A 25,386-nucleotide genomic window follows, 5' to 3' on the forward strand; every position below is an offset into this window, starting at 1 on the left:
GCGGGCCGCGCGTGGCGGCCCGCCTAAGGAATGGGCCCGCATGAACGGGCCCAAACCTTTACTGCGCGCTGCTTACTTCAGCAGGTCCTTGACGCCGTCGCGCTCTTCGAGGAGCTCTTTCAGCGTGAAGTCCAGGCGCTCACGCGAGAAGGCGTCGATTTCCAGGCCTTCGACGCGCTTGTATTCGCCGTTTTCGGTCGTGACCGGCACGCCGTAGATGATGCCTTCGGGGATGCCGTAGGAGCCGTCCGACGGGATGCCCATCGTGACCCACTTGCCGTTGCTGCCCAGGACCCAGTCACGGACGTGGTCGATGGCGGCGTTGGCGGCCGAAGCGGCCGAGGACAGGCCACGGGCTTCGATGATGGCGGCGCCGCGCTTGCCCACGGTGGGGATGAACGTGTCGCGGTTCCAGGCGTCGTCGTTGATGAGCTTGGACAGCGATTCGCCGCCGACGGTGGCGAAGCGGTAGTCGGGGTACATCGTGGGCGAGTGGTTGCCCCAGACGATCAGATTTTCGATGTCGGCCACGGCCTTGCCCGACTTGGCGGCCAGTTGCGACAGCGCGCGGTTGTGGTCCAGGCGCAGCATGGCGGTGAAGTTCTTGGCGGGCAGGTCCGGCGCCGACTTCATGGCGATGTAGGCGTTGGTGTTGGCGGGGTTGCCCACGACCAGCACCTTGACGTTGCGGCTGGCGACGTCGTTCAGGGCCTTGCCCTGCGCCGTGAAGATCTGCGCGTTGACGGACAGCAGGTCCTTGCGCTCCATGCCCGGGCCGCGGGGGCGGGCGCCCACCAGCAGGGCCACGTCGGCGTCCTTGAAAGCGGTGCGCGGATCGCTGTGCGCGGTCACTTCCTGCAGCAGCGGGAAGGCGCAGTCATCCAGTTCCATGATGACGCCCTTCAGGGCCTTTTGCGCTTTCTCGTCGGGGATTTCCAGCAGTTGCAGGATGACGGGTTGATCTTTACCCAGCATTTCGCCCGAGGCGATGCGGAAGAGCAGTGCGTAACCGATTTGGCCGGCGGCGCCGGTGACGGCGACACGCAAGGCAGGCTTGGACATGAACGTTCTCCGTAATGGTTTGGCGAGAAAGAAATCTCACCAATCAGTGTAATCGTTGGGCGCGGAAATTCAGGCGGCCGGCAGGGCCGCCGCGCGTCGCGCGGGCAGCTTTGAATCCTAGTTCGAATTAACGTAAGCGTCAATCGCTCTTCTATCTTATATAAGACATAAGACGTTGGACAGCTCGCCTCCCGATATGCCACAATAGAGCGTTTATTCGAATGCGCCGCGGCCCCGCTCGGCCGTGCGTCTGCATCAAGCCTGAAGACCGGCGGCAGCAGCGCATGCGGATGAGTTTGCATCCCTGGCGTTGTCTTCTCATTCATCCGGATAAACATGACACTCTCAAGAAGATCCATGGCAGAGCCTCGGCCCGAAACCTCCTTACGCAATCGCGCCGCCCGTCCGACGGGCGAGGGAGCCGCTTTCAGTCCGCTCTACCGCCAGATCAAGGATCTGCTTGTTCAAAGCCTCGAACGCGGCGAATGGAAGCCCGGCGAGCTCATCCCCAGCGAAATCGATCTGGCCGCCCGTTTCCAGGTGAGCCAGGGCACGGTGCGCAAGGCGGTCGATGAGCTGGCGGCCGAGCACATGCTGCTGCGCCGCCAGGGCAAGGGCACTTTTGTCGCCACCCACCACGAAGCCCGCGTGCGCTATCGTTTCCTGCGCCTGGCCCCCGACGAAGAGGGCGAGGCCGGCCGGGCGGAAAGCCGCATCCTGGAATGCCGCCGCACGCGCGCGCCCGCCGAGATCGCCCGCGCGCTCGATCTGCGCGCCGGCGAAACCGTCGTCATGATCCGCCGCCTGCTGTCCATGGGGCAGACACCCACCGTGCTGGACGACATCTGGCTGCCCGGTTCGATCTTCCGTGGTCTCACCCTGGAGCTGCTGACCGCCAACAAGGCGCCGCTCTATGGCCTTTTTGAATCCGAGTTCGGCGTCAGCATGGTGCGCGCGGACGAGAAGCTGCGCGCGGTCGCCGCGCCGGCCGAAGTCTGTACGCTGCTTAATGTTGCCGCCGGAACGCCGTTGTTGCAGGTAGACCGGGTGTCTTACACGTACGGTGACCGCCCCATGGAAATCCGCCGGGGGTTGTACTTGACCGATCGATACCACTACCGCAATAGTCTGAATTGATGAGCTTTTTACCTACGATTTGATACCAACCCGTCTCTGGGCGAAAATACCGCGTTTGCCCGCAAGGGCCGCGGCAATTTTGCCGTAACGATTCCCTAGTTCCGAAACACCGAGGCCGTCATGTCCGACACCGCTGCCAAGCCACGTCCGCAGTTTCGCAATATTGGTATTGCGCAACTTGCCAGTTACCGCCTGCCCCTGGCCGGCAAGCTGTCCATTCTGCACCGCGTCAGCGGCGCGTTGTTGTTCCTCTGTCTTCCCTTGGTCATCCTGCCGCTGTTCGCGGCCAGCGTGGCCGCGCCCCAGACGTTCGCCGCCGTGGCCGCGTACGCCGGCAACCCGATCGTCAAGCTCGTTTTCCTCGTCCTCGTGTGGGGTTACCTGCACCACTTCTGTGCGGGCATCCGCTATCTGATGCTGGATCTGCACATCGGCATCGACAAGCAATCGTCCAAGAAGAGCGCCGGCGTGGTGTTCGGCGTCAGCCTCGCGCTGACCCTGGTGTTTGCTCTCAAACTGTTCGGAGTGCTGTAAATGGCCGCCGCTAAAAACTACGGACCCAAGCGCCTGGTCGTCGGCGCGCACTATGGCGTCATGGACTTCATCATCCAGCGCATCACCGCCGTCATTATGGCCGTGTACACGCTGGTGCTGCTCATCGGCATCCTCATGATGCCTGCCTTCACGTACGAGCACTGGACCGCGCTGTTCAATTTCTACGTGGGCGTTCTTCCGGTTGGCCAGATCCTGGCCACCCTTGCATTCATTGCGCTGGCCTGGCATGCCTGGATTGGCGTGCGCGACATCTGGATGGACTACGTCAAGTCGGTGGGCGTGCGCCTGCTGCTGCAAGTGCTGACGATCCTCTGGCTGGTCGGTTCGGTCGTTTACTTCGCGCAAATCCTCTGGAGCATTTAAGCCGTGGTCTCTGTCATGAAATCCCTGCCGCGCCGCCAGTTTGATGTGGTGGTCGTTGGCGCCGGCGGAGCCGGCATGCGTTGTTCGCTGCAACTGTCCCAAGCGGGGCTGTCCGTTGCGGTGCTCTCCAAAGTGTTCCCCACGCGCTCGCACACCGTTGCCGCGCAGGGCGGCGTCAGCGCCTCCCTGGGCAACATGAGCGAAGACAACTGGTACTGGCACATGTACGACACCGTCAAGGGTTCGGACTGGCTGGGCGACCAGGACGCCATCGAATTCATGTGCCGTGAAGCCCCGAACGCCGTGTACGAGCTCGAGCACTTCGGCATGCCGTTCGACCGCAACCCCGACGGCACGATCTATCAGCGTCCGTTCGGCGGCCATACCGCGAACTTCGGCGAAAAGCCCGTCCAGCGCGCCTGTGCCGCTGCCGACCGTACCGGCCACGCCCTGCTGCACACGCTCTATCAGCGCAACGTTGCCGCGCGTACCCAGTTCTTCGTCGAATGGATGGCGCTGGACCTGCTGCGCAACGAAGCCGGCGACGTCGTGGGCGTGACCGCCCTCGAAATGGAAACGGGCGAGATCTACATCCTGGAAGCCAAGACCACGGTGCTGGCCACCGGCGGCGCGGGCCGCATCTGGGCCGCTTCCACCAACGCGTTCATCAACACCGGCGACGGCCTGGGCATGGCTGCCCGTGCCGGCATCCCGCTGCAAGACATGGAATTCTGGCAGTTCCACCCGACCGGCGTGGCCGGCGCGGGCGTGCTGATCACGGAAGGCGTGCGTGGCGAAGGCGGCATCCTCTTGAACAAGGATGGCGAGCGCTTCATGGAGCGCTATGCGCCCACCCTGAAGGATCTGGCGCCGCGTGACTTCGTGTCGCGCTCGATGGACCAGGAAATCAAGGAAGGCCGCGGTTGCGGTCCGGACGGCAGCTACGTGGTGCTCAAGCTTGACCACCTGGGCGCCGACGTCATCAACAAGCGCCTGCCCTCGATCCGCGAAATCGCCATCAAGTTCGGCAACGTGGACCCGATCAAGGAACCGATCCCCGTCGTTCCGACCATCCACTACCAGATGGGCGGCATTCCGGCCAACTACCACGGCCAGGTGCTGACGCGCGAAAACGGCGAGAACAAGATCGTCAACGGCCTGTACGCCATCGGCGAATGCGCCGCGGTGTCGGTCCACGGCGCGAACCGCCTGGGCACGAACTCGCTGCTGGACCTGATCGTGTTCGGCCGCGCCACCGGCAACCACATCGTGAATTCGCATCCTGAGCGCCAGCGCGCGCACCAGGACCTGCCGCAGCAGGCCGTCGAATTCTCGCTGGACCGCATCAACAAGCTGGAGTCGCGCACGTCCGGCGAAAAGACGCAGGACATCGGCAACGCCATCCGCTTCTCGATGCAGCGCCACTGCGGCGTGTTCCGCACGCTGGAGCTGCTGAACGAAGGCGTGACCCAGATCGAAGATCTGGCCAAGCAAGCCGACAGCATCTACTTCAAGGACAAGTCCAAGGTGTTCAACACCGCCCGCGTCGAGGCGCTGGAACTGGCGAACATGACCGAAGTGGCCCGCGCCACCATCAAGTCGGCCGCCGCCCGCACCGAAAGCCGCGGCGCGCATGCGCTTGACGACCACCCGACCCGCGACGACGAGAACTGGCTGAAGCACACGCTTTGGTACTCCGAAGGCAGCCGCCTGGATTACAAGCCTGTTCAGATGAAGCCGCTGACGGTCGAGTCCTTCCCGCCCAAGGCGCGTACCTTCTAAGTCCGGATTGAGCCTACTATGAGCACCAAGAGAATCGTCAAGTTCGAAATCTACCGCTACGATCCGGACAAGGACGAGCGTCCCTACATGCAGAAGCTGGACGTCGAACTCCAGCCCACCGACAAGATGCTGCTTGATGCGCTGGTGCGCATCAAGAACGACGTCGATGACAGCCTGGCCCTGCGCCGCTCGTGCCGTGAAGGCGTGTGCGGTTCGGACGCCATGAACATCAACGGCAAGAACGGCCTGGCCTGCACCACGAACCTGCGCGAACTGAAGGAACCGATCGTCCTGCGTCCGCTGCCTGGCCTGCCGGTCATCCGCGACCTGATCGTGGACATGACGCACTTCTTCAACCAGTACCACTCGATCCGCCCGTACCTCATCAACGACACGCCGCCGCCCGAAAAAGAGCGCCTGCAGTCGCCCGAGGCGCGCGAGGAACTCGATGGCCTGTACGAGTGCATCCTGTGCGCGTGCTGTTCCACTTCCTGCCCGTCGTTCTGGTGGAATCCCGACAAGTTCGTCGGCCCGGCCGGCCTGCTGCAAGCCTACCGCTTCATCGCCGACAGCCGCGACGAAGCCACCGGCGAGCGCCTGGACAACCTGGAAGACCCGTACCGTCTGTTCCGTTGCCACACGATCATGAATTGCGTCGACGTCTGTCCCAAGGGACTGAACCCGACCAAGGCGATCGGCAAGATCAAGGAACTGATGGTCCGCCGCACGGTCTAGTTTTTGTGTATTTGAGGTGTACGAATGAGCAGGCTGACTGAACTGGAGCGGGCGCGACTGCGTTGGCGGGCGCGCCGCGGCCTGCTCGAAAACGACTTGATCATCACTCGGTATCTGGATGCCCACGAAGCTGAGCTTACCGATGATGACGTGGCCGCATTGACCCAGCTTTTCGAGATGGGAGACAACGATCTTCTCGATCTGCTGCTGGCCAGAAAGGAACTCGAAGGCGAATTGGACACCCCCAAGCTTCGGGCGATTATTGGCCAGATGCGCTCGCTCTGATTAATTGAGAGGAATAAACATGAACCTGTCTGACAAAAAAGCCACTCTATCCTTCTCGGATGGCAGCGCACCCATTGAGTTCCCTGTCTACAAGGGCACGGTCGGTCCGGATGTGATCGACATCCGCAAGCTGTACGGCCAGACGGGCATGTTCACGTTTGACCCCGGCTTCATGTCGACGGCCGCGTGCGAATCCGGCATCACGTACATCGACGGCGACAAGGGCGAACTGCTGTACCGCGGCTACCCGATCGAACAGCTGGCCGTGAACTGCGACTTCATGGACATCTGCTACCTGATCTTGAACGGCGAACTGCCGAACCAGGAACAAAAGGCCGATTTCGACTCGCAAGTGACCCATCACACGATGGTCAACGAGCAACTGCACTTCTTCCTGCGTGGCTTCCGCCGCGACGCCCACCCGATGGCCGTCCTGACGGGCCTGGTGGGTGCGCTGTCCGCGTTCTACCACGACTCGACCGACATCACGAACCCGCAGCATCGCCACATCTCGGCCATCCGCCTGATCGCCAAGATGCCGACGCTGGTTGCGATGGCGTACAAGTACTCGCAAGGCCAACCGTTCATCTACCCGCAAAACGATCTGTCCTACACGGGCAACTTCCTGCGTATGATGTTCGCTACGCCGTGCGAAGACTACAAGGTCAATGAAGTCGTCGAGCGCGCGCTGGACCGCATCTTCATCCTGCACGCCGACCACGAGCAAAACGCGTCGACCTCGACCGTCCGCCTGTGCGGCTCGTCGGGCACCAACCCGTTCGCGGCTATCTCGGCTGGCGTGGCTTGCCTGTGGGGTCCGGCTCACGGCGGCGCCAACGAAGCTTGCCTGCAGATGCTCGAAGAACTGCAAGCCAACGGCGGCATCGACAAGGTCGGCGAGTTCATGGAGAAGGTCAAGGACAAGAACTCGGGCGTGCGCCTGATGGGCTTTGGCCACCGCGTCTACAAGAACTACGACCCGCGCGCCAAGCTGATGCAGGAAACCTGCAAGGAAGTGCTGGCCGCCCTGGGTCTGGAAAACGACCCGCTGTTCAAGCTGGCCATGGAACTGGAACGCATCGCCCTGGAAGATCCGTACTTCGTGCAGCGCAAGCTGTACCCGAACGTGGACTTCTACTCGGGTATCGTCCAGCGCGCCATCGGCATCCCGACCTCGCTGTTCACGGCCATCTTCGCGCTGGCTCGCACGGTGGGCTGGATCGCCCAGTGGAACGAAATGCTGTCGGATCCCGATTACAAGATCGGCCGTCCGCGTCAGCTGTTCACCGGTTCGGTCACGCGCGACGTGCCCCCGATGGACAAGCGTTAATTCGCAATGCGCATCCGGAAGGCAACGCCTTCCGGCAAAACGCCAGTCAGCCTTGCGCCGACTGGCGTTTTTCTTTCCGGCTACAGGTAGTTCATCGTGAAGGTGACTGCCGTGTTTGCCGAGCCCGGCGTGACCTTGTCGCCGGTTTGACGATATCTCGCCCGCAAGGGGATCTTGAAGCTGCCGCCGGCTGCGCTGTTGTATGCAGCAAACGGCAGTCTCCTTCCCAGAACGGCCGGATTGCCATCGGCGTCCAGCAACTGGACGCCGACGCCCGTTGCCGATGAACTCGCGTCCAGACCGATGACTGCATTTGCGGCGTCCACAACGGGAGTGACGGCGTCGATCCGGTAGTGGATGGTGCTCATCCCCGCCGGGCAGCCATTCAACGAAATATCGAATGCAACAACCTGACTGGACGAATCCTTGCCCGTGAAATCCGAGGACTTGGGGGTTCCGAGGAATACGGAAACGTCGGGCGTGGTGCACGCCTGTGACGTCACCGCCATCGCCATCGTGACGAACTGGATTTCGAGGTTCGGATTCGTGACGATACCGCCACCCCCTTCATTCGATGACGACGCCGCGGCGGCAAGGGTGATCGGTGCGAGAACGCCGGTGGCCACCGGTCCGATTTTGACGAACATCGCGCGTAGCTGGCCGCCGTTGGTGACGGCGCCTGCCGTGTTGCATGCGCCGCCTCTCCAGATCGGCGTCAGGGCCTGGAATGCTGCCCACCCGCAGCCGTTGATGTAGCCTCTGCCACCCAGGATGATGCCTAGACCATCGACGCCGGTCGCGTAAACCGTGTAGGTGATTCCATCAACCACCTTGGTCCAACCCGAGCTGGGAATGAGTGTGCGCATACTCGTGCCGGTGCCGATGCCCGCGGGAACATTGCAATTGAACCAATTGGTGGTGGCGTCGGTTTCCAGCCAGCCGGTCAGCGCGGTGCCGTTGGTCGCATCCCGGGGAATCGTGATGTGGGGCGGTGTGTTCACGGCAACCGAGCTTGTCGTCTGGGTGCAGATCGAGGCGGCCCACGAAGACGTGGAACCGAGCAAGGCAAGCAGCAAAATCGCCGCATGCAGGATGGCTTTTTTCATCAGTGTTCTCATCATCAGTTGATGGCTATCCGGGTAAGCGCCGACCCCTCGCAGAGCAGTCCGCTTACCCGCGGCAGCGCTGCGTCCTTGGGAGGCTGCGCGGGAAGGGCGTAGCCGAACGTGCAGGCTTGCCCATCGTTCGCGCCCCATTTCACGGTCAGGATGCCCTGCGTGTCCTTCAGTCCGCGCGCAAGGACGCGGCCGCCTTGCGCCACGACGCCCACGCTGTTTCCGTCGGCGTCCCGCACGTCGGCGCCAAACGGAAGGGGTTCGCCGCCGGGCGTTGCCACGGTCAGCAGCGCGGCACTGCCGGCGTTTTCGGTTTCGAAGCTCAGCCGAACCACCGCGCCGGCGGTAGGGGCCACGTGTTGTTCGGTCGCCTTGAGCTCGACATTGAACGGCAGACCCTTGGGATCGATTTCGATGCCGTTTCTGGCGTAGGGTGTCAACGTCGATACGATCGCGCGGCCCTTGGCGTCCAGGCGCACGCCGCTGCTGTTGAGCACCCGCGCGCCGGCAGCATCTTTCGCTTCGACGATGGCGATCGTTTCGCCAGAGACCGGCGTCATCACGACACCGCCGCCATAGCCCACGACGCCGCCGGAAATGCCCGCGCCGTATTGTGTGTAGTTCGCGCTGGTGCTGGCGTTGGCGGTCACGGCGGTCACTGGCGTGAGGTACGAGGCGTTGGCTGCGATGTTGGTGTTGGCCGGGCTGTTTGACGACACGCCGCGGCCGGCGCTGACGCCATAGTTGAACGCGTTGTCCGCGCCGAGCGAGCCCGCCACGGATTGCTGGACGCTGCCAGATCCATCCGATCCCTTCTGCAGGCTGGTCGATGCGTAGACCGGATTCTGGTTGCGGCCCAGCGGAATGCCCAGGTTGAGCATGACCTGGTTGTCCCATTTCTGGGTGCCCACGTTGAGTTGGCGGGTGGCCGAAACGCTATAGTTCACGCGCTTGTAGCTGTTGCTGTAGGCCGCCTGGATCTGCGTGTCGCGGCCGGACTTGTCCCAGTAGTCCTGGGTCGAACCCGTGAAATGCAGGGATCCATAACCGGCCGGCAGGTTTTGATTGATCGTCGCCTGCAGACGGCCTCGTTGCGTTCCATACGGGCCAGCGCCTTGCCCCAGCTCTTGCCGGGATCTCAGTTCCATGGCGTCGGCCATGCTCAGGTAGCCGCGGCTGGAATAGCGGTAGGCCGCAAGCGTGAGGTTGGTGCGCGTGGGCTCCAGGAACTTGGAGTAGCCCAGTTTGACGCTCTGCCCATTGCGGTTTTTTTCCTTGGGCAGGCGCGTGGCCGCCTGCGTGACGTCTAGGCCAAACGCGCCAAAATCCGTGTTTAGCGCAGCGCCGCCCAACACGGCGCCGTAGCCCTGAGCCCCGGTCAGGCCGCCATAGGCGGTCACCAGGTTGTTGATCCCATGCTGAACGGTCGCTTGCGCCATCAGGGGCCGATCGGCCGTCTGCGGCGTGCGGTACTGGCCCGCGGTGACGCTGTAGCGGGTCACACCCGGGCGCAACGAATTCACCGTGCTGGAGAAAGGAACCCGTGACACCAGGACGCGGCCGTCGGCTTCGTTGACCACCATCTCCAGGTCGCCGCCGTAGCCGGTGGCATACAGGTCGTCAATGATGAACGGACCGGGGGCGACGGTGGTTTCGTAGATGATGTTGCCGTTCTGGCGCACCTGGACGCGCGCGTTCGTGTTGGCGATGCCGCGCAGGGTCGGCGCAAAGCCGCGCTGCGATTCGGGATACATGCGATCGTCGCTGGACATCTGCACGCCGCGGAACCCGACGCTGTCGAAAGTCGACCCGTCCGTGAAGGCATCGCCGATCACCAGCTGGCTCTTCATGCCGGTGATGTTGCGCCGCAGATTGGTCTGCACGCTTTGATACTGCAGGCCGCTCTTGCTGCCCTTTGTTGCGTTGCCGGTGTGGCGCAAGCGCCAGGGGCCCGCGTTCGCGCCGGCGTTCAGACCCGCAAAGCTCTGCGTCGACGTCTTGCCATCGGCGCGGGAGGTGTAGAAGTTCGCGTTGTAATTCAAGAGCGCCGCCGGCACGCCTTCGTCCCAATGCTTGGGGTCCACGAACCCGCGGCCCTGCCGGATCAGCGAGGCCTGGGGCACCGTCACGTTCAGCCGCTGTTCGCCCGCGTCGAACTCCGCATGCGCTTCCTTCACCAGGTCGGTCACCGGGACACATTGGCCGGCGGTCAGCTGCCCGGCTCGCGCGGCGTCGATCTTGGCGAGGTCGATGCCCACCAGTTCGACCAGCGCCGGGTCGAAACAGGCTTGAAGCGGCGCGTTTGAGGTCGAAGGTTTGCCGATGCGCACGTCGGAACGCCCCAGCCAGCGGTCGTTCACCAGCACGTCGAGACGGTAGGAGCCCGGGATGGCGCTGTTCGAGCGCGAGAACTGGCTGACGTCCACCTCCGCGCCGCTCAGGAAGGCGTCGTTGAACTCCACGTCCGCTTCCAACGCGGCGAGCTCGGTGCTGCTGGCGGCCCAGGCAGCTGCGCTGAGCAGGCTTAGCGTGATCGCGGCGAGCGCGAAATGCGGCGTGGTGGCGAGACGTTCCATGATGGGCAGGTGCGTGGTGAGGCGCGGCGCTATCGGCTGGCTGATGCCTGCCAATGGCGCCGCCCCTGCAGGCGTCGGGTGGTGGTTTGGTAAGCGGACCGCCGGCCGGTCAGTGCGGGCCGGTCATGCTGATGCCGCGCTAGGCGGGGCTGAGGGCGCGTGTGCCTTTGACTGCGCCGCCGTGGTCATTCAGGAAGCGGTACGTGACTTCGGCGTCTGCGCCCTGGACCACGTCGCCCACAAGGGGAAGGACCTTTTTTTCGCCCGGGGCCAGCATGTCCCCGTCGGTGAACTTGGCGCGCTTGCCGTTGCTTGCCACATTGATTTCGATGAAGGTGATGTGATACGGCGTGGGGTTTGTGGCTTCGATTGCGGTGCGGTTGCCGGACTTGACCAGGCGCCAGCTGACCTGCGCGGGTGCGTCTTCGGCTTTGCCCTTGAGGTCCTTGGGCCGGTAGAACAGCTTGATTCGCGACCGGAACGCCATCTGCAAGAGGTTCTGATTGGCCTTGTCCTTGGGCGGGATTTCCAACACGTTGAGCCAGAACACGGACTCCTTGTCCTGAGGCATCGGTTCGCCCGTGTGCATCAGGCGCAGGGTCTGGCCCTTGCCCTGGTCGATGCGGGACACGGGCGGGGTCACGATAAAGGGCACCTGGATGGACCCCGGCGCCGCCTTGGCGTCGCCCGTGTCGATCCAGGTCTGGGTGAGCGCGGGCTGGTCGCCCTCGTTCTTGAGCTTGACGTTGACTTCCGCCTGGCCGGCCTCATAGACGATTCGGGTGCTGCCAATGACGACGGATGCGGTCGCCGGCGCGGCGGCGAAGATACAGCCTGCCAATGCACCGGCTGCAAGAGCTACGTTGAATGGGTTCATCGGTTTCCTCGGACTGTAAATGGGGGCTTGACTACTGATCCGGGCGGCTGCAAACGAGCGCAAGGCCAAGCCGGGCGGCTTATTGATAAATGATGGTGTATTTGGCAGTGGCGTTCACGTTGCCCGCGCCTGCCTGGCCGAGCGCGAAGTACTGAGCCTGGTAATGAAGCGTGGCCTCGCCGTTGGCCAGGGAGACGGCCTTGGAGTTCTGGGCCTCGTCGGCGACGGTGACGCTGATGGGCGTCGCGTCGCCATTCAGGAGGCGGATCTCGACGTTGGCGGCCCCCCCTGCGGCGATCGTCAGGTTGCCGGTGGCGGCATTGCCGTTGGCGCCGGGTTCGAACAGGGTGTGGACCATGCCCGTACCCGGGGTGCATGCGGTCAGGCGGATGGTGAAGGGTGTGGTGCCGGCCGTTTGGCCCGCGGCCGTCAGTGAATCGACGCCGACCGTGGGCATGAGCACGTTGAAGTTCTTGCTGCCGGTGCCGTTGCCATCGATGGTGCACGTGTTGGCGGATATGGCGCCCGTGAAATTGATCGTGCCGTCCGAGGCAAAGGCCAGCTGCGACGTGGAAGCGAGGGCGCCGATGGCCAGCGCGATGATTACTTTGGATTTCATAAGTTGATGTCTATCAAATTGGCTGAAATGCAATGCGCCGACGGTGCTTTTCAGAGGTTTATGGCGTACTTCTCGGCGACATGTGTGATTACAGTCGGTCCGAGAAGTGGTGTCTTTAATAAAATTCTGATAATTAGCTAGTGAGTAATTTTGCGGATAGCATCACCGCCATGATTCCGATAGCACTTCCCAGCGCCAGTTTTTTCATTCTGCTCACGGCCGGCTTCTTCGCCGGCCTGTTGTTGTTGGGCTGGGGCATCGCCCTGGCCATCAGCGGCCGCGCCCGGCGCACCGTCCGCAAGTACTGGAAGACGTCCCTCGTGCTTTGCCTGGCGCTGGCCGCGCCGTTCAGCTTCTATGCCTGGTTCCACGCGGTGATGTGGCAGGTGGGCCGGGACATCGATCGCAAGCAGGCGGCGCTGCGCGTCACATTGCAGGAGTCGGCAACGGTCGGGGGCGTGGTTATGCCCGCCGGCACGCGCCTGACGCTGCAGGACGAGGGCAAGCTCGACACCTACGTCGAAGCCAGTTTTCCGCAAGCGGTGCCCATGCTGGGCGTTCAGGCAACGTCGGCCCGGCGCTACCTGGATACCGAGTACGAAGCGCAAACCTATGCCACGCTTGGCCGGCACCCGCGCACGGTCATCCTGCGGGGCGCGGGCGTGCAGACCGTGCAAGGTTGGGCGTGCGACGGCGCGCACGACATCGAGTTCGCCGTCAAACCGGACGGCGCCATGAAGGCGTTCGAACAATGCGTGCTGGCGCCGGGCAACGAGGCCGCGGGCCTGGCCATCGCGGCAGGCACGGCGTTGCGCGGATCGAGCGGCACGGTCTACACGGATGGTTCGCGGGACGCCGACCGCTGGCGGCTTGAGGTGGAGAGCGAGGCGGCCGTGCCGCTGTTCGGGCTGTTTCTCAGCCGGCCCACGCTCTATCTGGATGCGTCGCGCAACGTATTGCGCGTCACGGACGCGGAGCTGGCGTGCCGCACGCAGTTCGGCGGCCTGACGTACCCCGCTGGCACACAGTTCAAGACCGCGCGGCGGGGCGCGGAGGAGGATCGTGAACCGTACCCGGGCGTCCTCGTCTTCAGTCCTTGGAACGGGCAGGCCGCGGTTCGGCCCGGCCACGAGGACGTGCCCGAAGGCATGTCCGTGATGCATGCGCCGCAAGGCGAGTTCATCAAGATCGTCAGCAACGAAGCGGCGGGTGTGTTCCGCTTTGACACGTTCGTCGTCGATGGCAAGGAGCCGGCGCGCCCGGCGCGCGCCCGCTGCCCATAGCCGCAGGCATCAGTAGCCGATGCCGCGCGCCATCAGCACCGCGAAGAGCGGCAGGAAGATGAACAGGTGCGAAGCGATCATCACCCAGCGGCGCGCGCGCTTGATCTCGGGCAGGGCCGGGACGAACTCCGGTTGCTGGCGCCGTTGTTTTGCCCAGCGCAGGAAAGTCAACGTGGGCGGAATGGAACAGAGCGCGATGACGACAAAGAGCGAAATCTTGGCGTGGAACCAGGGATTGCCCATGTAGAACGCGGCGCCCTTGGCGCCGGCGGTCAGCCGCAGCACCCCGGTGACGAGGACGAGGACTGCGCTCACGCCGTAGAGCCGGTCGTAGATGATGAGGCGCTTGACGCCGGCGGGCGTCAGGTCGGGGCGCAGCAATACGGCTTCGGCGGTGAGCACCACCACCAGAACGAAGATCGCCAGGTAGTGGAACCAGGCATACATTGCATCGGCCAGCATGTCGTCTCCAGGTAAAGGTCAAGCTAGGTTTTACCATCCAAAAAAGAAAACGGGCGCCCCGTTTGAGGGGCGCCCGTGAGCGTGCAGCCAGAGGGTGCGATCAGCGGCGGCGCTTCTTGGCTTCTTCCGCGGCTTCCTGCTGCGCATCCACCACGGCCAGGGCCGTCATGTTGACGATGCGGCGCACGGTGGCGCTGGTGGTCAGGATGTGCACGGGACGCGCGGCGCCCAGCAGGATCGGACCCATCGCGACGCCATTGCTGCCGGTCATCTTCAGCATGTTGTACGTGATGTTGCCCGTATCCAGATTGGGCATGACCAGAAGGTTGGCCGGGCCCTTCAGCGTGCTGTCCGGGTAGGCCAGGACGCGGATTTTTTCGGACAGGGCGGCGTCGGCGTGCATTTCGCCGTCGACTTCCAGGTCAGGGGCGCGGTCTTGCACGATCTGGCGCGCGGCGGCCATCTTGCGCGACGATTCCGTGATGCGGCTGCCGAAGTTCGAGTGCGATAGCAGCGCGATCTTGGGCACCACGCCGAAACGCAGCATTTCGTCGGCGGCCTGGATCGTGATGCTGGCGACTTCCTCAGCCGTCGGATTTTCGTTGACGTGGGTGTCGGTGACGAACAGCGTCTGGTCGGGCAGCATCAGCACGTTCAGGGCGGCGTAGGTCTGGCCTTCCTTCTTGCCGATGATTTCGTCGATGTACTTGAGCTGGTTGTCGTACTTGCTGGCCACGCCGCACAGCAGTGCGTCGGCATCGCCACGGCGCAGCAGCATCGCGCCGATCAGCGTGTTGTGCTTGCGGATCATCGCCTTGGCGATGGCCGGCGTCACGCCTTCACGGCCCTTCAGCTGGTAGTACGCGTTCCAGGTTTCGTTGAAGCGGCTGTCGTCTTCGGGATCCACGATCTCGAAGTGCTGGCCGGCGATGAGGCGCAGGCCGGCCTTCTGGATGCGCATCTCGATGACGGCGGGGCGGCCGATCAGGATCGGGAACGCCAGCTTTTCGTCGGCAACCGTCTGCACGGCGCGCAGGACGCGCTCGTCTTCGCCGTCGGCGTAGATGACGCGCTTGGGCGCCTTCTTGGCCTGGGCGAACAGCGGGCGCATCAGCTGGCCCGAGTGGTACACGAAGCCCATCAGCTTCTGGCGGTAGGCCTCGATGTCTTCGATGGGACGGGCGGCAACGCCGGAGTCGGCGGCGGCTTGCGCGACGGCCGGCGCGATCTGGACGATCAGGCGCGGGTCGAACGGCTTGGGGATGATGTACTCGGGACCGAACGACAGTTCCTGGCCAGCGTAGGCGCGGGCCACTTCATCGTTCTGCTCGGCCTGGGCGAGGTCGGCGATGGCCTTGACGCACGCCAGCTTCATTTCTTCGGTGATGCGCGAAGCGCCCGCATCCATGGCGCCGCGGAAGATGAAGGGGAAGCACAGGACGTTGTTGACCTGGTTCGGGTAGTCCGAACGGCCCGTCGCGATGATGCAGTCGGGGCGCGCGGCCTTGGCGACTTCGGGGCGGATTTCGGGTTCCGGGTTGGCCAGGGCCAGGATCAGCGGACGGTCGGCCATGGACTTGACCATGTCGGCGGTCAGCACGCCAGCGGTCGAGCAGCCCAGGAACACGTCGGCGCCATTGACCACGTCGGCCAGCGTGCGCGCGTCGGTCTTTTGCGCGTAGCGCTTCTTGTTGGCTTCCATGTTCTCGTCGCGGCCGTCCCAGATGACGCCACGCGAGTCGACCACGAAGATGTTTTCGCGCTTGATGCCCAGGTGAACCAGCAGGTCCAGGCAGGCGATGGCCGCGGCGCCGGCGCCGGAGCAGGCCAGCTTGACCGAGCCGATGTCCTTGTTCACGACCTTCAGGCCATTCAGGATGGCGGCCGACGAGATGATGGCGGTGCCGTGCTGGTCGTCGTGGAAGACGGGGATCTTCATGCGCTCGCGCAGCTTCTTTTCGATGTAGAAGCACTCGGGCGCCTTGATGTCTTCAAGGTTGACGCCGCCCAGCGTGGGCTCGAGCGCGGCAATGATGTCCACCAGCTTGTCCGGATCGTTTTCAGCGAGTTCGATGTCGAATACGTCGATGCCGGCGAATTTCTTGAACAGGCAACCCTTGCCTTCCATCACGGGCTTGGCGGCCAGCGGACCGATGTTGCCCAGGCCCAGCACGGCGGTGCCGTTGGTGATCACGCCCACGAGGTTGCCGCGCGACGTGTACTTGGAGGCGGCGTCGTCGCCCTGGTCGAAAATGGCCATGCAAGCCGCAGCCACGCCGGGGGAGTAGGCCAGGGACAGGTCGTCCTGGTTGGCCAGGGTCTTGGTCGGGGTGACCGAGATTTTGCCGGGAGTGGGATAGGCGTGGTAGTCCAACGCCAGTTTGGTGAGAGTTTCGTCCATGGGATCGGGGCCTGAAAGGGCTAACGGAAAAAAACAGGGATGCAAAAAGCGGGCTCGCGGCCCGCCGTATTCATCGCGAAATGCTTAGGGAACACCCGTATTTCACCAGAAAGCGCGGGTGCTTGGTTGCTGCAGTGCAGCGAGCGTTCGCTTTTGATCAAGCAAACGCGTGTGCGGCGCCGCCCCGATGGACGAGGTGAAATGGATGAGACCCTAGATTTCCCACGGCGGCGCCTGGCGGCTGCCGGCGTTCAAGGCGCGGCGCAAGGTGCGCGCATCGTCCTGCCTGTCCAGGCTGTCCAGCGCATGCAGCACGATCCAGTCGGCGCCGACCTCGAAGAAATCGCGCAAGCGCGCCCGCGTGTCGCTGCGCCCGAAACCGTCTGTGCCCAACGTGCGGTAGGGCGCTTTTACGTAGGCGCGAATCTGTTCGGGCACGGCGCGCACATAGTCGCTGGCCGCGATCACCGGGGCGTCGCTGCCGGCCAGGCAGGTGTGCACCCAGTCCTGGTCCTGCGGCGCTTCCAGGCCCAGCACGCGTGCGCGCTCGGCCTGGCGGCCGCTGCGGGCCAGCTCCGAAAAGCTGGTCACGCTCCAGACTTCCGCATCCACGCCGAATTCGTCCTGCAGGCGGGCGGCAGCCAGCTCGGCTTCGCGCAGCATGGGGCCGGCGCCGAGCAGGCGGACCTGCGCCTTGCCGCGCGCGTGCCGCAGCCGGTACAGGCCGCGCAGGATGCCTTCGCGCGTCGCGGGATCCCGGGGCATGTCGGGCTGCGCCAGGTTCTCGTTCGTGACGGTCAGGTAGAAGAATTCATCGCGTTGCTCGTCCAGCATGCGCCGCATGCCATGTTCGACGATGACGGCGACCTCAAAGGCGTAGGCCGGGTCATACGCGCGGCAATTGGGCACGGTGGCGGCCATGATGTGGCTGGAGCCGTCCTGGTGCTGCAGGCCTTCGCCGCCCAGTGTCGTGCGGCCCGACGTGGCGCCGATCAGAAAGCCCCGGGCGCGCTGGTCGGCGGCTGCCCAGATCAGGTCCCCGATGCGCTGGAATCCGAACATCGAGTAATAGATATAGAACGGCAGCATCGGCAGGCCGTTGACCGAGTAACTGGTGCCGGCCGCCGTCCAGGACGAGATGGCGCCGGCCTCGGTGATGCCTTCTTCCAGGATCTGGCCGTCGCGCGCCTCGCGGTAATACAGCACCGAGCCGATGTCCTCGGGTTCATAGAGCTGGCCTTGCGCGGAATAGATGCCGATCTGCCGGAACAGGTTGGCCATGCCGAAGGTGCGCGCCTCGTCCGCGACGATGGGCACGATGCGCGGGCCCACGGTGGCGTCCTTGAGCAGCGCGGTCAGCATGCGCACGATGGCCATCGTGGACGACATCTCCTTGCCGTCGGCCGCCAGCGCAAAGCGCGCCCATTGGTCGGCGTCCGGGGGCGCGAGCCGCGGGGCCTCGGCGTTGCGGCGCGGGATATAGCCGCCCAGCGCGGCGCGGCGCGCCTGCAGATGGCGCATTTCGGCGCTGTCGTCGGCGGGGCGGTAGAACTTGAGCGCCAGGCAGTCGGCGTCGGAAATCGGCAGCGCGAAGCGGTCGCGGAACGCGAGCAGCGCTTCGTCGTCCAGCTTCTTTTGCTGATGGGTGGTCATCTTGCCCTGGCCGGCCGTCCCCATGCCAAACCCCTTCTTGGTCTGCGCGAGGATGACGGTGGGCTGGCCGCGATGGTTCGCGGCGCGGTGGTAGGCGGCGTGGATCTTCACCATGTCATGGCCGCCCCGGTGCAGGCGGTCGATGGCGTCGTCGGACCAGTCGGCCACCAGCGCCGCCAGCTCAGGATTCTGGTTGAAGAAATGGGCGCGGTTGAACGCGCCATCGTTGGCCGCGAAGGTCTGGAACTGGCCGTCCACGGTGTTGGCGAAGGCGCGGGCGAGCGCGCCGCCGGTGTCCCGGCGCAGCAGCGCGTCCCAGTCGCTGCCCCAGACGAGCTTGATGACGTTCCAGCCCGCGCCGGCATACAGGGTTTCGAGTTCGTCGATGATGCGGCCGTTGCCGCGCACCGGGCCGTCCAGGCGCTGCAGGTTGCAGTTGACGACGAAGATCAGGTTGTCGAGCTTTTCGCGCGCGGCCAGCGTGAGCGCCGCAATGGATTCGGGCTCGTCCATTTCGCCGTCGCCAAAGATGCCCCACACCTTGCGATCGGCGCCGGGCACCAGCGAGCGATGTTCCAGATAGCGCATGAAGCGCGCCTGGTAGATGGCGTTGATGGGGCCGATGCCCATCGAGCCGGTGGGGAACTGCCAGAAATCCGGCATCAGCCACGGATGGGGGTACGAGGACAGGCCGCGCAAGCCGCGCGTGGTGGCGGTGATTTCCTGGCGGAAATGCGCCAGGTCGTCTTCGCCCAGAAAGCCTTCGAGGAAGGCGCGCGCGTAGACGCCGGGCGCGGAATGCGGCTGCATGTAGACGATGTCGCCCGGGTTGCCGTCCGTGCGGGCGCGAAAGAAATGGTTGAAGCCGACTTCGAACAGGTCGGCGGCCGACGCGTAGCTGGCGATGTGGCCGCCCAGCTCGCCATGCGCCTGATTGGCGCGCACCACCATCGCCAGCGCGTTCCAGCGGTTGATGCGGGCGATGCGCTCTTCGACGGCCAGGTTGCCGGGGAAGGGCGGTTCCTGGTCGGCGGGAATGGTATTCAGGTAGGCCGTGCGGGTCTGGCTGTTGGCGCGCAGCCCGAGCGAGGCGGCGTGGCCCAGGACGCTGTCCAGCACGTAGCTCGCGCGCTCGGCCCCGTCGGCCTGCAGCAGGGACTGCAACGCTTCGCGCCATTCGGCGGTTTCGGCGGGGTCGGCGTCGTCCTGGAGGGCCGATCCGGAAAGGGGCTGGCGAGGGTCGAGCATGGTGAGTCGTCTCCTGTTTTTACTGCTCATGCTAGACCCATGCCCGAGGCATGAGTCATCAAATTCCCCAGGGGAATCCGGCGCTTTCAGCATAATCTTTCGTCAGGATCCTGCTGCACGGCAGGTTCCACTGCCCGATCGCGTTTACCGCTGGTGACCACGGGGTGGACGGTCTGGCGCTAGAATGCGCGGCTATCAATAGGGAGAAACCCATGACCCAGCCCATCCGCGTTCCGCCGGAGGTCACGCTGCCCGAGCTGACCGTCCGGGGCGTCCTGCTCGGCGCGCTGATCACCGTCATCTTCACCGCCTCGAACGTGTTCCTGGGGCTCAAAGTGGGCCTGACGTTCTCGTCGGCCATTCCGGCGGCCGTGATCTCGATGTCGGTCCTTCGCATGTTCAAGGACGCCAACATCCTTGAAAACAACATGGTGCAGACGCAGGCCTCGGCGGCCGGCACGCTGTCGGCCATCATCTTCATCCTGCCGGCGCTGGTCATGATGGGCCACTGGCAGGGCTTCCCGTTCTGGCAGACGCTGGGCATCTGCGCGGCCGGCGGCATGCTGGGCGTGATGTTCACGATTCCGCTGCGCCACGTGATGGTGGTGCAGAGCAACCTGCCGTATCCGGAAGGCGTGGCGGCGGCGGAGATTCTGCGGGTGGGCAGCGCCGAGCGCGCGCAGGACGCGCCGCAGACCGGCGCGCACGCGTCGGCCAAACCCGCCGCCACCGGCATGGGCGACATCGTCGCCGGGGGCGTCGCGGCGGCCGTGGTCAGCTTTGCCGCCAGCGGGCTGCGCGTGCTGGGCGACAGCGTCAGCGGCTGGTTTGCATTGGGCGGCGCCGTGTTCAGGCTGCCGATGGGCTTTTCGCTGGCGCTGCTGGGTGCGGGCTACCTGATCGGCATCGTCGCCGGGCTGGCGATGTTGACGGGGTTGGTCATTGCGTGGGGCATCGCGGTGCCCATCCTGACCGCCATGGGCGACATGCCCGCGGGCGCGACGCTGGCATCCTATGCCACGGGGCTGTGGTCCTCGCAGGTGCGCTTCATTGGCGCGGGCGTGATCGGCGTGGGCGCGATCTGGACGCTGGCGACGCTGTTCGTGCCGATGGCGCGCGGCGTGAAGGCCTCGTTTTCGGCCTTGACCAAGGAGGGCGCGGCCCGAGCGGGCACCGCGCCGCGCACCGAACGCGACCTGTCGGCGGGCTGGATCTCGGCCGTGACGCTGGTGCTGGTGGCAATCCTGGTCTTCACGTTCCAGGTGTTCCTGTCGGGCACGCCGCTGTCGGCCGGCGCCATCTGGAAGCTGGTCGCCTACGCGGTCCTCTTCGCCTTTGTGTTCGGTTTTCTGGTGGCCGCGGCTTGCGGCTACATGGCCGGCCTGGTGGGGTCGTCGACCAGCCCGATTTCCGGCGTGGGCATCGTCGCCATCGTCCTGGTGTCCGTGCTGATGCTGGGCGTGGGCGGCGAGCTGATGGCGCTGGAAAACGGCGTGCAGATGGCGATTGCCCTGGCGATCTTCAGCACCTCGGCCGTGGTGGCGGTGGCGTCGATTTCGAACGACAACCTGCAGGACCTGAAGACCGGCTGGCTGGTGGGGGCCACCCCGTGGCGTCAGCAGGTCGCGCTGCTGATCGGCTGCGTCGTGGGCGCGGCGGTGATTTCGCCGGTGCTGGAGCTGCTGTACAACGCATACGGGTTTGCGGACGCGATGCCGCGCGAGGGCATGGACGCCTCGCAGGCGCTGTCCGCGCCGCAGGCCACGCTGATGCTGGCGATCACGCGCGGCATCTTCACCCATCAGCTGAACTGGACGATGATCCTGATCGGCATGGCGGTGGGCGTGGGGCTGATCGTGGTGGACGAGATCATGAAGCGCACCTGCAAGGTGGCGCGCATTCCCGTGCTGGCGGTCGGCATCGGCATCTACCTGCCGCCGACCGTCGCCGCGCCCATCGTGGCGGGCGCGCTGCTCGCCTGGCTGCTTGAGCGCGCCCTGCGCCGCCGCGCCGCCGCCGCCAACCAGCCCTACGACCGCTTCGCCGAGGCGGCCAACCGCCGCGGCGTGCTGATCGCCTCGGGCCTGATCGTGGGCGAGAGCCTGGTGGGCGTGCTGATGGCGGCCATCATCGGCGGCACGGGCTCCGAGGCGCCGCTGGCGATCGCGGGAGAGGCGTTCGCCGGCATGGCGTCCTACCTCGGGCTGGCCGTGTTTGTCATGGTGGCCGTGCTGTTCTGGCGGCGGGTGATGCGGCTGGCTTAGTGCAGCAAATCCGCCAGCGTGCGTGCAATGACCTTCGTCGCGCGGCGCAGGTCTTCCAGATTGATGCGCTCGTCGTTGCGCTTGGCGTGCGATTCCAGCACCGTGCGCGGGCCCGCGCCGTAGATCACGCCGGGGATGCCGGCTTCGGCGTACAGGCGCACGTCGGTGTAGAGCGGTGTGCCCATCGCGGGGATGGGTTCGCCGAACACGGCCTCCCCATGTTGCTGGATGGCCTGCACCAGCGGCTGCGCGCCGGGCAGCGGGCGCATCGAATTGGCCAGCAGCAGCCGCTTGATCTCGACGCGGATACCGGGACATGAAGCCGCGGCTTCTTCGATGATGCGCCGGATGTCGGCCTCGACCTCTGTGGCGTTTTCTTCGGGAATCATGCGGCGGTCCAGCTTGAAGCTGACCTTGCCTGGGACCACGTTCGTGTTTGTGCCGCCTTCGATCCGCCCCACGTTCAGGTACGGATGCGAAATGCCCGGGACCTGCGACGTGATCGCCTGGTAATGCGCGTTCTGCGCATACAGCGCATTCAGAATCGCGACGGCGCCTTGCAAGGCGTCGACGCCGCTGCTTGGGATGGCGGCGTGGGCCATCTTGCCGTGCACCGTCACTTCCATCTGCAGGCAGCCGTTGTGCGCGGTGACGACTTCATAGCTGAAGCCGGCCGCGATCATCAGGTCGGGGCGGGTCAATCCCTGCTCCAGGAGCCAGCCCGGACCCAGCAGACCGCCGAATTCCTCGTCGTACGTAAAGTGCAGCTCCACCGCACCGCGCGACGGCATGGCGACGGCTCCCAGCGCCCGCAGCGCAAACGTGAAGCTGGCGAAGTCGCTCTTGCTGACGGCTGCGGCGCGGCCGTACAGGCAGCCGTCCTCGATCTCGGCGCCGTAGGGATCGTGCTTCCAGCCGTCGCCGGGAGGCACCACATCGCCGTGCGCGTTGAGCGCGATGCGCGGGCCTGCGCCGCCGTATTCGCGGCGCACGATGAGGTTGGTGATGGACTGCATGCCGTAGTCCGCGACGGCCTGGGCCGGCACGGGGTGCGCTTCGGCGTGCAGGGCAAAATCCTGCAGCAGTTGCGCGGTGCGCTCGGCGTGCGGCGCGTTGTTGCCGGGCGGCGTGTCGGTGGGCACGCGCACCAGTGCTTGCAGGAAGCGGACTTCTTCGTCGAAATGGGCGTCCACCCAGGCGTCGAGTCGGGCGTAATCGGTCATGGCGTTATGTCGAGGTTTCGTTGGCCAGCGCGTCGAGCAAGCCCAGCATGGCTTGCGCGGCAAGTTCGATATCGTCGCTGGTGGTGGATTCGCGGGGGTTGTGGCTGATGCCGTTGTTCTGGCCGCGCACGAAGAGCATCGCCTGCGGCATGATCTCGTGCAGCTTCATGGCGTCGTGGCCGGCGCCGCTGGGCATGCGGTGCACGGGGACGCCCAGCGCGTCGACCGCGCGCTCCCAGCGCTGCTGCCAGCGAGGATCGCTGGGCGCGGCGGCGGCGCGCATGGTTTCTTCAATCGAATAGCGCAGACCGCGCCGCGCGCAGATGGCGGCCAGCTCGGCCAGCACGTCATCGACCAGCGCGTCGCGCTGCACATCGCTGGGAGCGCGCAGGTCCAGGCTGAAGCGGCACTCGCCCGGCACGACGTTGATCGATCCGCTGGGCACCTCGAACATGCCTACCGTGCCGACCGAATCGCCATCGCGGGCGGCGCGGCGTTCAACATAGAGCGCCAGCTCGGCGGCCGCGACGGCCGCGTCGCGCCGCCGGTTCATGGGCGTGGTGCCGGCATGGCTGGCCAGGCCCAGGATCTGCACCTGATGGCGCACGCAGCCGTTGATGGACGTGACGACGCCAAGCGGCAGCCCCATTTCATACAGGACCGGACCCTGCTCGATGTGCACCTCGACAAAGCCCAGGTAATCGGCCGGATCGCGCCGCAGGCGGGCAATCCCGTCGATGTCCAGGCCCGCGTGCATCATGGCCTCGCGCATGGTGATGCCGTCCGCATCCTTCTGCGCGAGCCAGTCGGGATTGAAGCTGCCAATCAACGCGCCCGAGCCCAGGAACGTGGCCCGGTAGCGCTGGCCTTCTTCCTCGGCGAAGGCGATCACCTCCATGTCGAACGGCAGGCGCCGGTTCTCGCGATGCAGCGCGCGCACGCAGGCCATGGGCACGAAGATGCCAAGCCGGCCGTCGTACTTGCCGGCGTTGCGCACCGTGTCGAAGTGGCTGCCGGTCATGAGGACCGGCGCGCCGGACTGGGCGGCGCGATAGCGTCCCACCACATTGCCGACGGCGTCGATGCCGACCTCGTCAAAGCCGCAGTCTCGCATCCATTGCGAGATGCGCGCGGCGCAGGCGCGGTGCGCGTCGGTCAGGTAGGTGACCGTGAGCTGGCCTTTTTCGGCGTAGCCCGGATCGCTGTAGACGCTGAGCGCCTCGTGCCAGTCCCAGATGTCGCTGCCCATGCCGGTTTCGCCGTGGCGGCTGTGCGGGCGCGGCTCGACGTTCGGCTCGTTCAGATTGTTGGTCATGGTCGTCCTGTTCAACGGTCGGAGAGGTAGGGGTGGGTGGTTTTCCAGTGCCGCGCGATGTCCAGCCGGCGGCACACCCAGACGCGATCGTGGCGCGCGATGTGATCCAGGAAACGCTGCAGGGCAACGATGCGGCCGGGCCGGCCCAAGAGGCGGCAGTGCATGCCGATGCTGAGCATCTTGGGCGCCTCGTCGCCTTCGGCATACAACGCGTCGAAGCTGTCCTTCAGGTACTGGAAAAAGGGATCGGCGTGGGAAAAGCCCTGCGGCAGCGCAAAGCGCATGTCGTTGCAGTCCAGCGTGTAGGGCACGATGAGCTGCGGCGCCGTGGCGCCATCCGATTTGCGCACCTGCATCCAGAAGGGCAGGTCGTCGCCGTAATAGTCGCTGTCGTACTCGAATCCGCCATCGTCGGCGACCAGCGTGCGGGTGCGGGGGCTGTCGCGGCCGGTGTACCAGCCCAGCGGCCGTGTGCCCGTCAGCGTGGTGATGGCGTCGATAGCCAGGCGCATGTGCTCGCGCTCGGTGGCTTCATCCACGTTCTGGTAGTGGATCCAGCGCCAGCCGTGGCAGGCAATTTCATGCCCCAATTCCACGAACGCCGCGGTCAGGTCCGGATGGCGTTGCAGCGCCATGCCGACGCCGAACACCGTCAGCGGCAGCTGGCGCTTTTCGAATTCCCGCAGGATGCGCCACACGCCCGCCCGCGAGCCGTATTCATAGATGCCTTCCATGCTGAGATGCCGGTCCGGATAGCTGGCGGGGCTGAACATCTCGGACAGGAACTGCTCGGAGCCGGCGTCGCCATGCAGCACGCTGTTTTCGCCGCCTTCCTCGTAATTCAGGACGAACTGCACCGCAATCCGCGCGGTGCCTGGCCATTGCGCGTGCGGCGGATTGCGGCCGTAGCCGACGAGGTCGCGGGGGTAAGGCTTGGTGGAATCGTAGGCGGGCATGGGCGGGCGGGGGAACGCGAAACCGTGGCTAGGCAACACAGGATTCGCGTGTGGATTTGTGTATACAAAGTATGTACATCAATTGTCCCTCCCGCGCCATCCTGGGTTGCCCTACGGGGGGCTTGGCGTCACCGCAAATCCCCGC

Annotated in this window: 19 protein-coding genes and 1 pseudogene; 9 read left to right on the forward strand and 11 right to left on the reverse strand. The window is 65.0% G+C overall.

Features of this window, described 5'->3' with window-relative positions; genetic code table 11:
- Positions 1-72 precede the first annotated feature (72 nt).
- On the reverse strand, positions 73-1,062 hold the full coding sequence (locus QEP15_RS06285) for a malate dehydrogenase (protein WP_056322080.1): 990 nt from the start codon (positions 1,060-1,062) through the stop codon (positions 73-75).
- Positions 1,063-1,419: 357 nt separating this feature from the next.
- Between QEP15_RS06285 and QEP15_RS06290 the strand changes: the two genes are divergently transcribed.
- The 7 genes from QEP15_RS06290 (at position 1,420) to QEP15_RS06320 (ending at position 7,249) form a co-directional block, all read left to right on the forward strand.
- On the forward strand, positions 1,420-2,199 hold the full coding sequence (locus tag QEP15_RS06290; RefSeq protein ID WP_056322083.1) for a GntR family transcriptional regulator: 780 nt from the start codon (positions 1,420-1,422) through the stop codon (positions 2,197-2,199).
- A gap of 120 nt (positions 2,200-2,319) precedes the next feature.
- Complete coding sequence (sdhC, locus tag QEP15_RS06295) at positions 2,320-2,733, forward strand: succinate dehydrogenase, cytochrome b556 subunit (RefSeq protein ID WP_056322086.1); 414 nt, start codon at positions 2,320-2,322, stop codon at positions 2,731-2,733.
- On the forward strand, positions 2,734-3,117 hold the full coding sequence (sdhD, locus tag QEP15_RS06300) for a succinate dehydrogenase, hydrophobic membrane anchor protein (RefSeq protein WP_056567857.1): 384 nt from the start codon (positions 2,734-2,736) through the stop codon (positions 3,115-3,117). It abuts the gene before it with no gap.
- Positions 3,118-3,120: 3 nt separating this feature from the next.
- Positions 3,121-4,899 (forward strand): succinate dehydrogenase flavoprotein subunit, encoded by a 1,779-nt coding sequence (gene sdhA / locus QEP15_RS06305; protein WP_056322092.1) that lies wholly within the window; start codon positions 3,121-3,123, stop codon positions 4,897-4,899.
- A gap of 18 nt (positions 4,900-4,917) precedes the next feature.
- The gene (locus QEP15_RS06310) at positions 4,918-5,634 is read left to right on the forward strand and encodes a succinate dehydrogenase iron-sulfur subunit (protein ID WP_056322095.1); all 717 of its coding nucleotides are present in this window, start codon (positions 4,918-4,920) and stop codon (positions 5,632-5,634) included.
- Between the two features lie 24 nt (positions 5,635-5,658).
- Positions 5,659-5,919: a succinate dehydrogenase assembly factor 2 gene (locus tag QEP15_RS06315; protein WP_056322097.1), complete on the forward strand. Its 261-nt coding sequence runs from the start codon at positions 5,659-5,661 to the stop codon at positions 5,917-5,919.
- Positions 5,920-5,938: 19 nt separating this feature from the next.
- The gene (locus QEP15_RS06320) at positions 5,939-7,249 is read left to right on the forward strand and encodes a citrate synthase (RefSeq protein ID WP_056322100.1); all 1,311 of its coding nucleotides are present in this window, start codon (positions 5,939-5,941) and stop codon (positions 7,247-7,249) included.
- An 80-nt stretch (positions 7,250-7,329) separates the two neighbouring features.
- On the opposite strand, the gene QEP15_RS06325 is transcribed toward QEP15_RS06320, so the two are convergent.
- From QEP15_RS06325 to QEP15_RS06340, 4 genes are all read right to left on the reverse strand, one after another.
- Positions 7,330-8,355 carry a fimbrial protein gene (locus QEP15_RS06325; RefSeq protein WP_175156269.1) on the reverse strand — a complete coding sequence of 342 codons (1,026 nt, stop codon included), beginning with the start codon at positions 8,353-8,355 and terminating at the stop codon, positions 7,330-7,332.
- 14 nt (positions 8,356-8,369) lie between these two features.
- Positions 8,370-10,994 (reverse strand): fimbria/pilus outer membrane usher protein, encoded by a 2,625-nt coding sequence (locus tag QEP15_RS06330; RefSeq protein ID WP_227741186.1) that lies wholly within the window; start codon positions 10,992-10,994, stop codon positions 8,370-8,372.
- Between the two features lie 85 nt (positions 10,995-11,079).
- Positions 11,080-11,817 carry a fimbria/pilus periplasmic chaperone gene (locus QEP15_RS06335; RefSeq protein ID WP_152383732.1) on the reverse strand — a complete coding sequence of 246 codons (738 nt, stop codon included), beginning with the start codon at positions 11,815-11,817 and terminating at the stop codon, positions 11,080-11,082.
- Positions 11,818-11,896: 79 nt separating this feature from the next.
- Positions 11,897-12,436, reverse strand: coding sequence for a fimbrial protein (locus QEP15_RS06340; RefSeq protein ID WP_063952709.1), 540 nt, complete (start codon positions 12,434-12,436; stop codon positions 11,897-11,899).
- Positions 12,437-12,606: 170 nt separating this feature from the next.
- Here QEP15_RS06340 and QEP15_RS06345 point away from each other — a divergent pair, with 170 nt between their 5' ends.
- Positions 12,607-13,719, forward strand: coding sequence for a hypothetical protein (locus tag QEP15_RS06345; protein WP_152383733.1), 1,113 nt, complete (start codon positions 12,607-12,609; stop codon positions 13,717-13,719).
- A 9-nt stretch (positions 13,720-13,728) separates the two neighbouring features.
- Here QEP15_RS06345 and QEP15_RS06350 read toward each other — a convergent pair whose 3' ends face one another.
- The 3 genes from QEP15_RS06350 to mdeB all read right to left on the reverse strand — a co-directional run bounded on the left by QEP15_RS06350 (position 13,729) and on the right by mdeB (position 19,483).
- A complete protein-coding gene (locus QEP15_RS06350; protein ID WP_062838553.1) occupies positions 13,729-14,181 on the reverse strand; it encodes a DUF2214 family protein in 453 nt (150 codons plus the stop codon).
- A gap of 100 nt (positions 14,182-14,281) precedes the next feature.
- Complete coding sequence (locus QEP15_RS06355; protein WP_152383734.1) at positions 14,282-16,582, reverse strand: NADP-dependent malic enzyme; 2,301 nt, start codon at positions 16,580-16,582, stop codon at positions 14,282-14,284.
- Between the two features lie 213 nt (positions 16,583-16,795).
- Positions 16,796-19,483 (reverse strand): alpha-ketoglutarate dehydrogenase, encoded by a 2,688-nt coding sequence (mdeB, locus tag QEP15_RS06360; protein ID WP_280148568.1) that lies wholly within the window; start codon positions 19,481-19,483, stop codon positions 16,796-16,798.
- 212 nt (positions 19,484-19,695) lie between these two features.
- On the opposite strand from mdeB, the gene QEP15_RS06365 reads away from it, so the two are divergent.
- Positions 19,696-21,747 carry an OPT family oligopeptide transporter gene (locus QEP15_RS06365; RefSeq protein ID WP_152383736.1) on the forward strand — a complete coding sequence of 684 codons (2,052 nt, stop codon included), beginning with the start codon at positions 19,696-19,698 and terminating at the stop codon, positions 21,745-21,747.
- Here the strand turns inward: QEP15_RS06365 and QEP15_RS06370 are convergent.
- The 3 genes and pseudogenes from QEP15_RS06370 to puuE form a co-directional block, all read right to left on the reverse strand.
- Positions 21,744-22,970 carry a M20 family metallopeptidase gene (locus QEP15_RS06370; RefSeq protein ID WP_280148569.1) on the reverse strand — a complete coding sequence of 409 codons (1,227 nt, stop codon included), beginning with the start codon at positions 22,968-22,970 and terminating at the stop codon, positions 21,744-21,746. The genes QEP15_RS06365 and QEP15_RS06370 overlap by 4 nt on opposite strands.
- Before the next feature lie 4 nt (positions 22,971-22,974).
- Positions 22,975-24,333, reverse strand: a pseudogene (locus tag QEP15_RS06375) (hydantoinase/carbamoylase family amidase); the annotation flags it as partial.
- Positions 24,297-25,241, reverse strand: a complete 945-nt coding sequence (puuE, locus tag QEP15_RS06380; protein WP_280148570.1) for an allantoinase PuuE — start codon at positions 25,239-25,241, stop codon at positions 24,297-24,299. The pseudogene QEP15_RS06375 and the gene puuE, both read right to left, overlap by 37 nt.
- Positions 25,242-25,386: the final 145 nt, after the last annotated feature.

Origin of the sequence: Achromobacter mucicolens (assembly GCF_029866465.1) — a bacterium.
In the GTDB taxonomy this organism is placed as follows: Bacteria; Pseudomonadota; Gammaproteobacteria; order Burkholderiales; family Burkholderiaceae_B; genus Achromobacter; species Achromobacter mucicolens.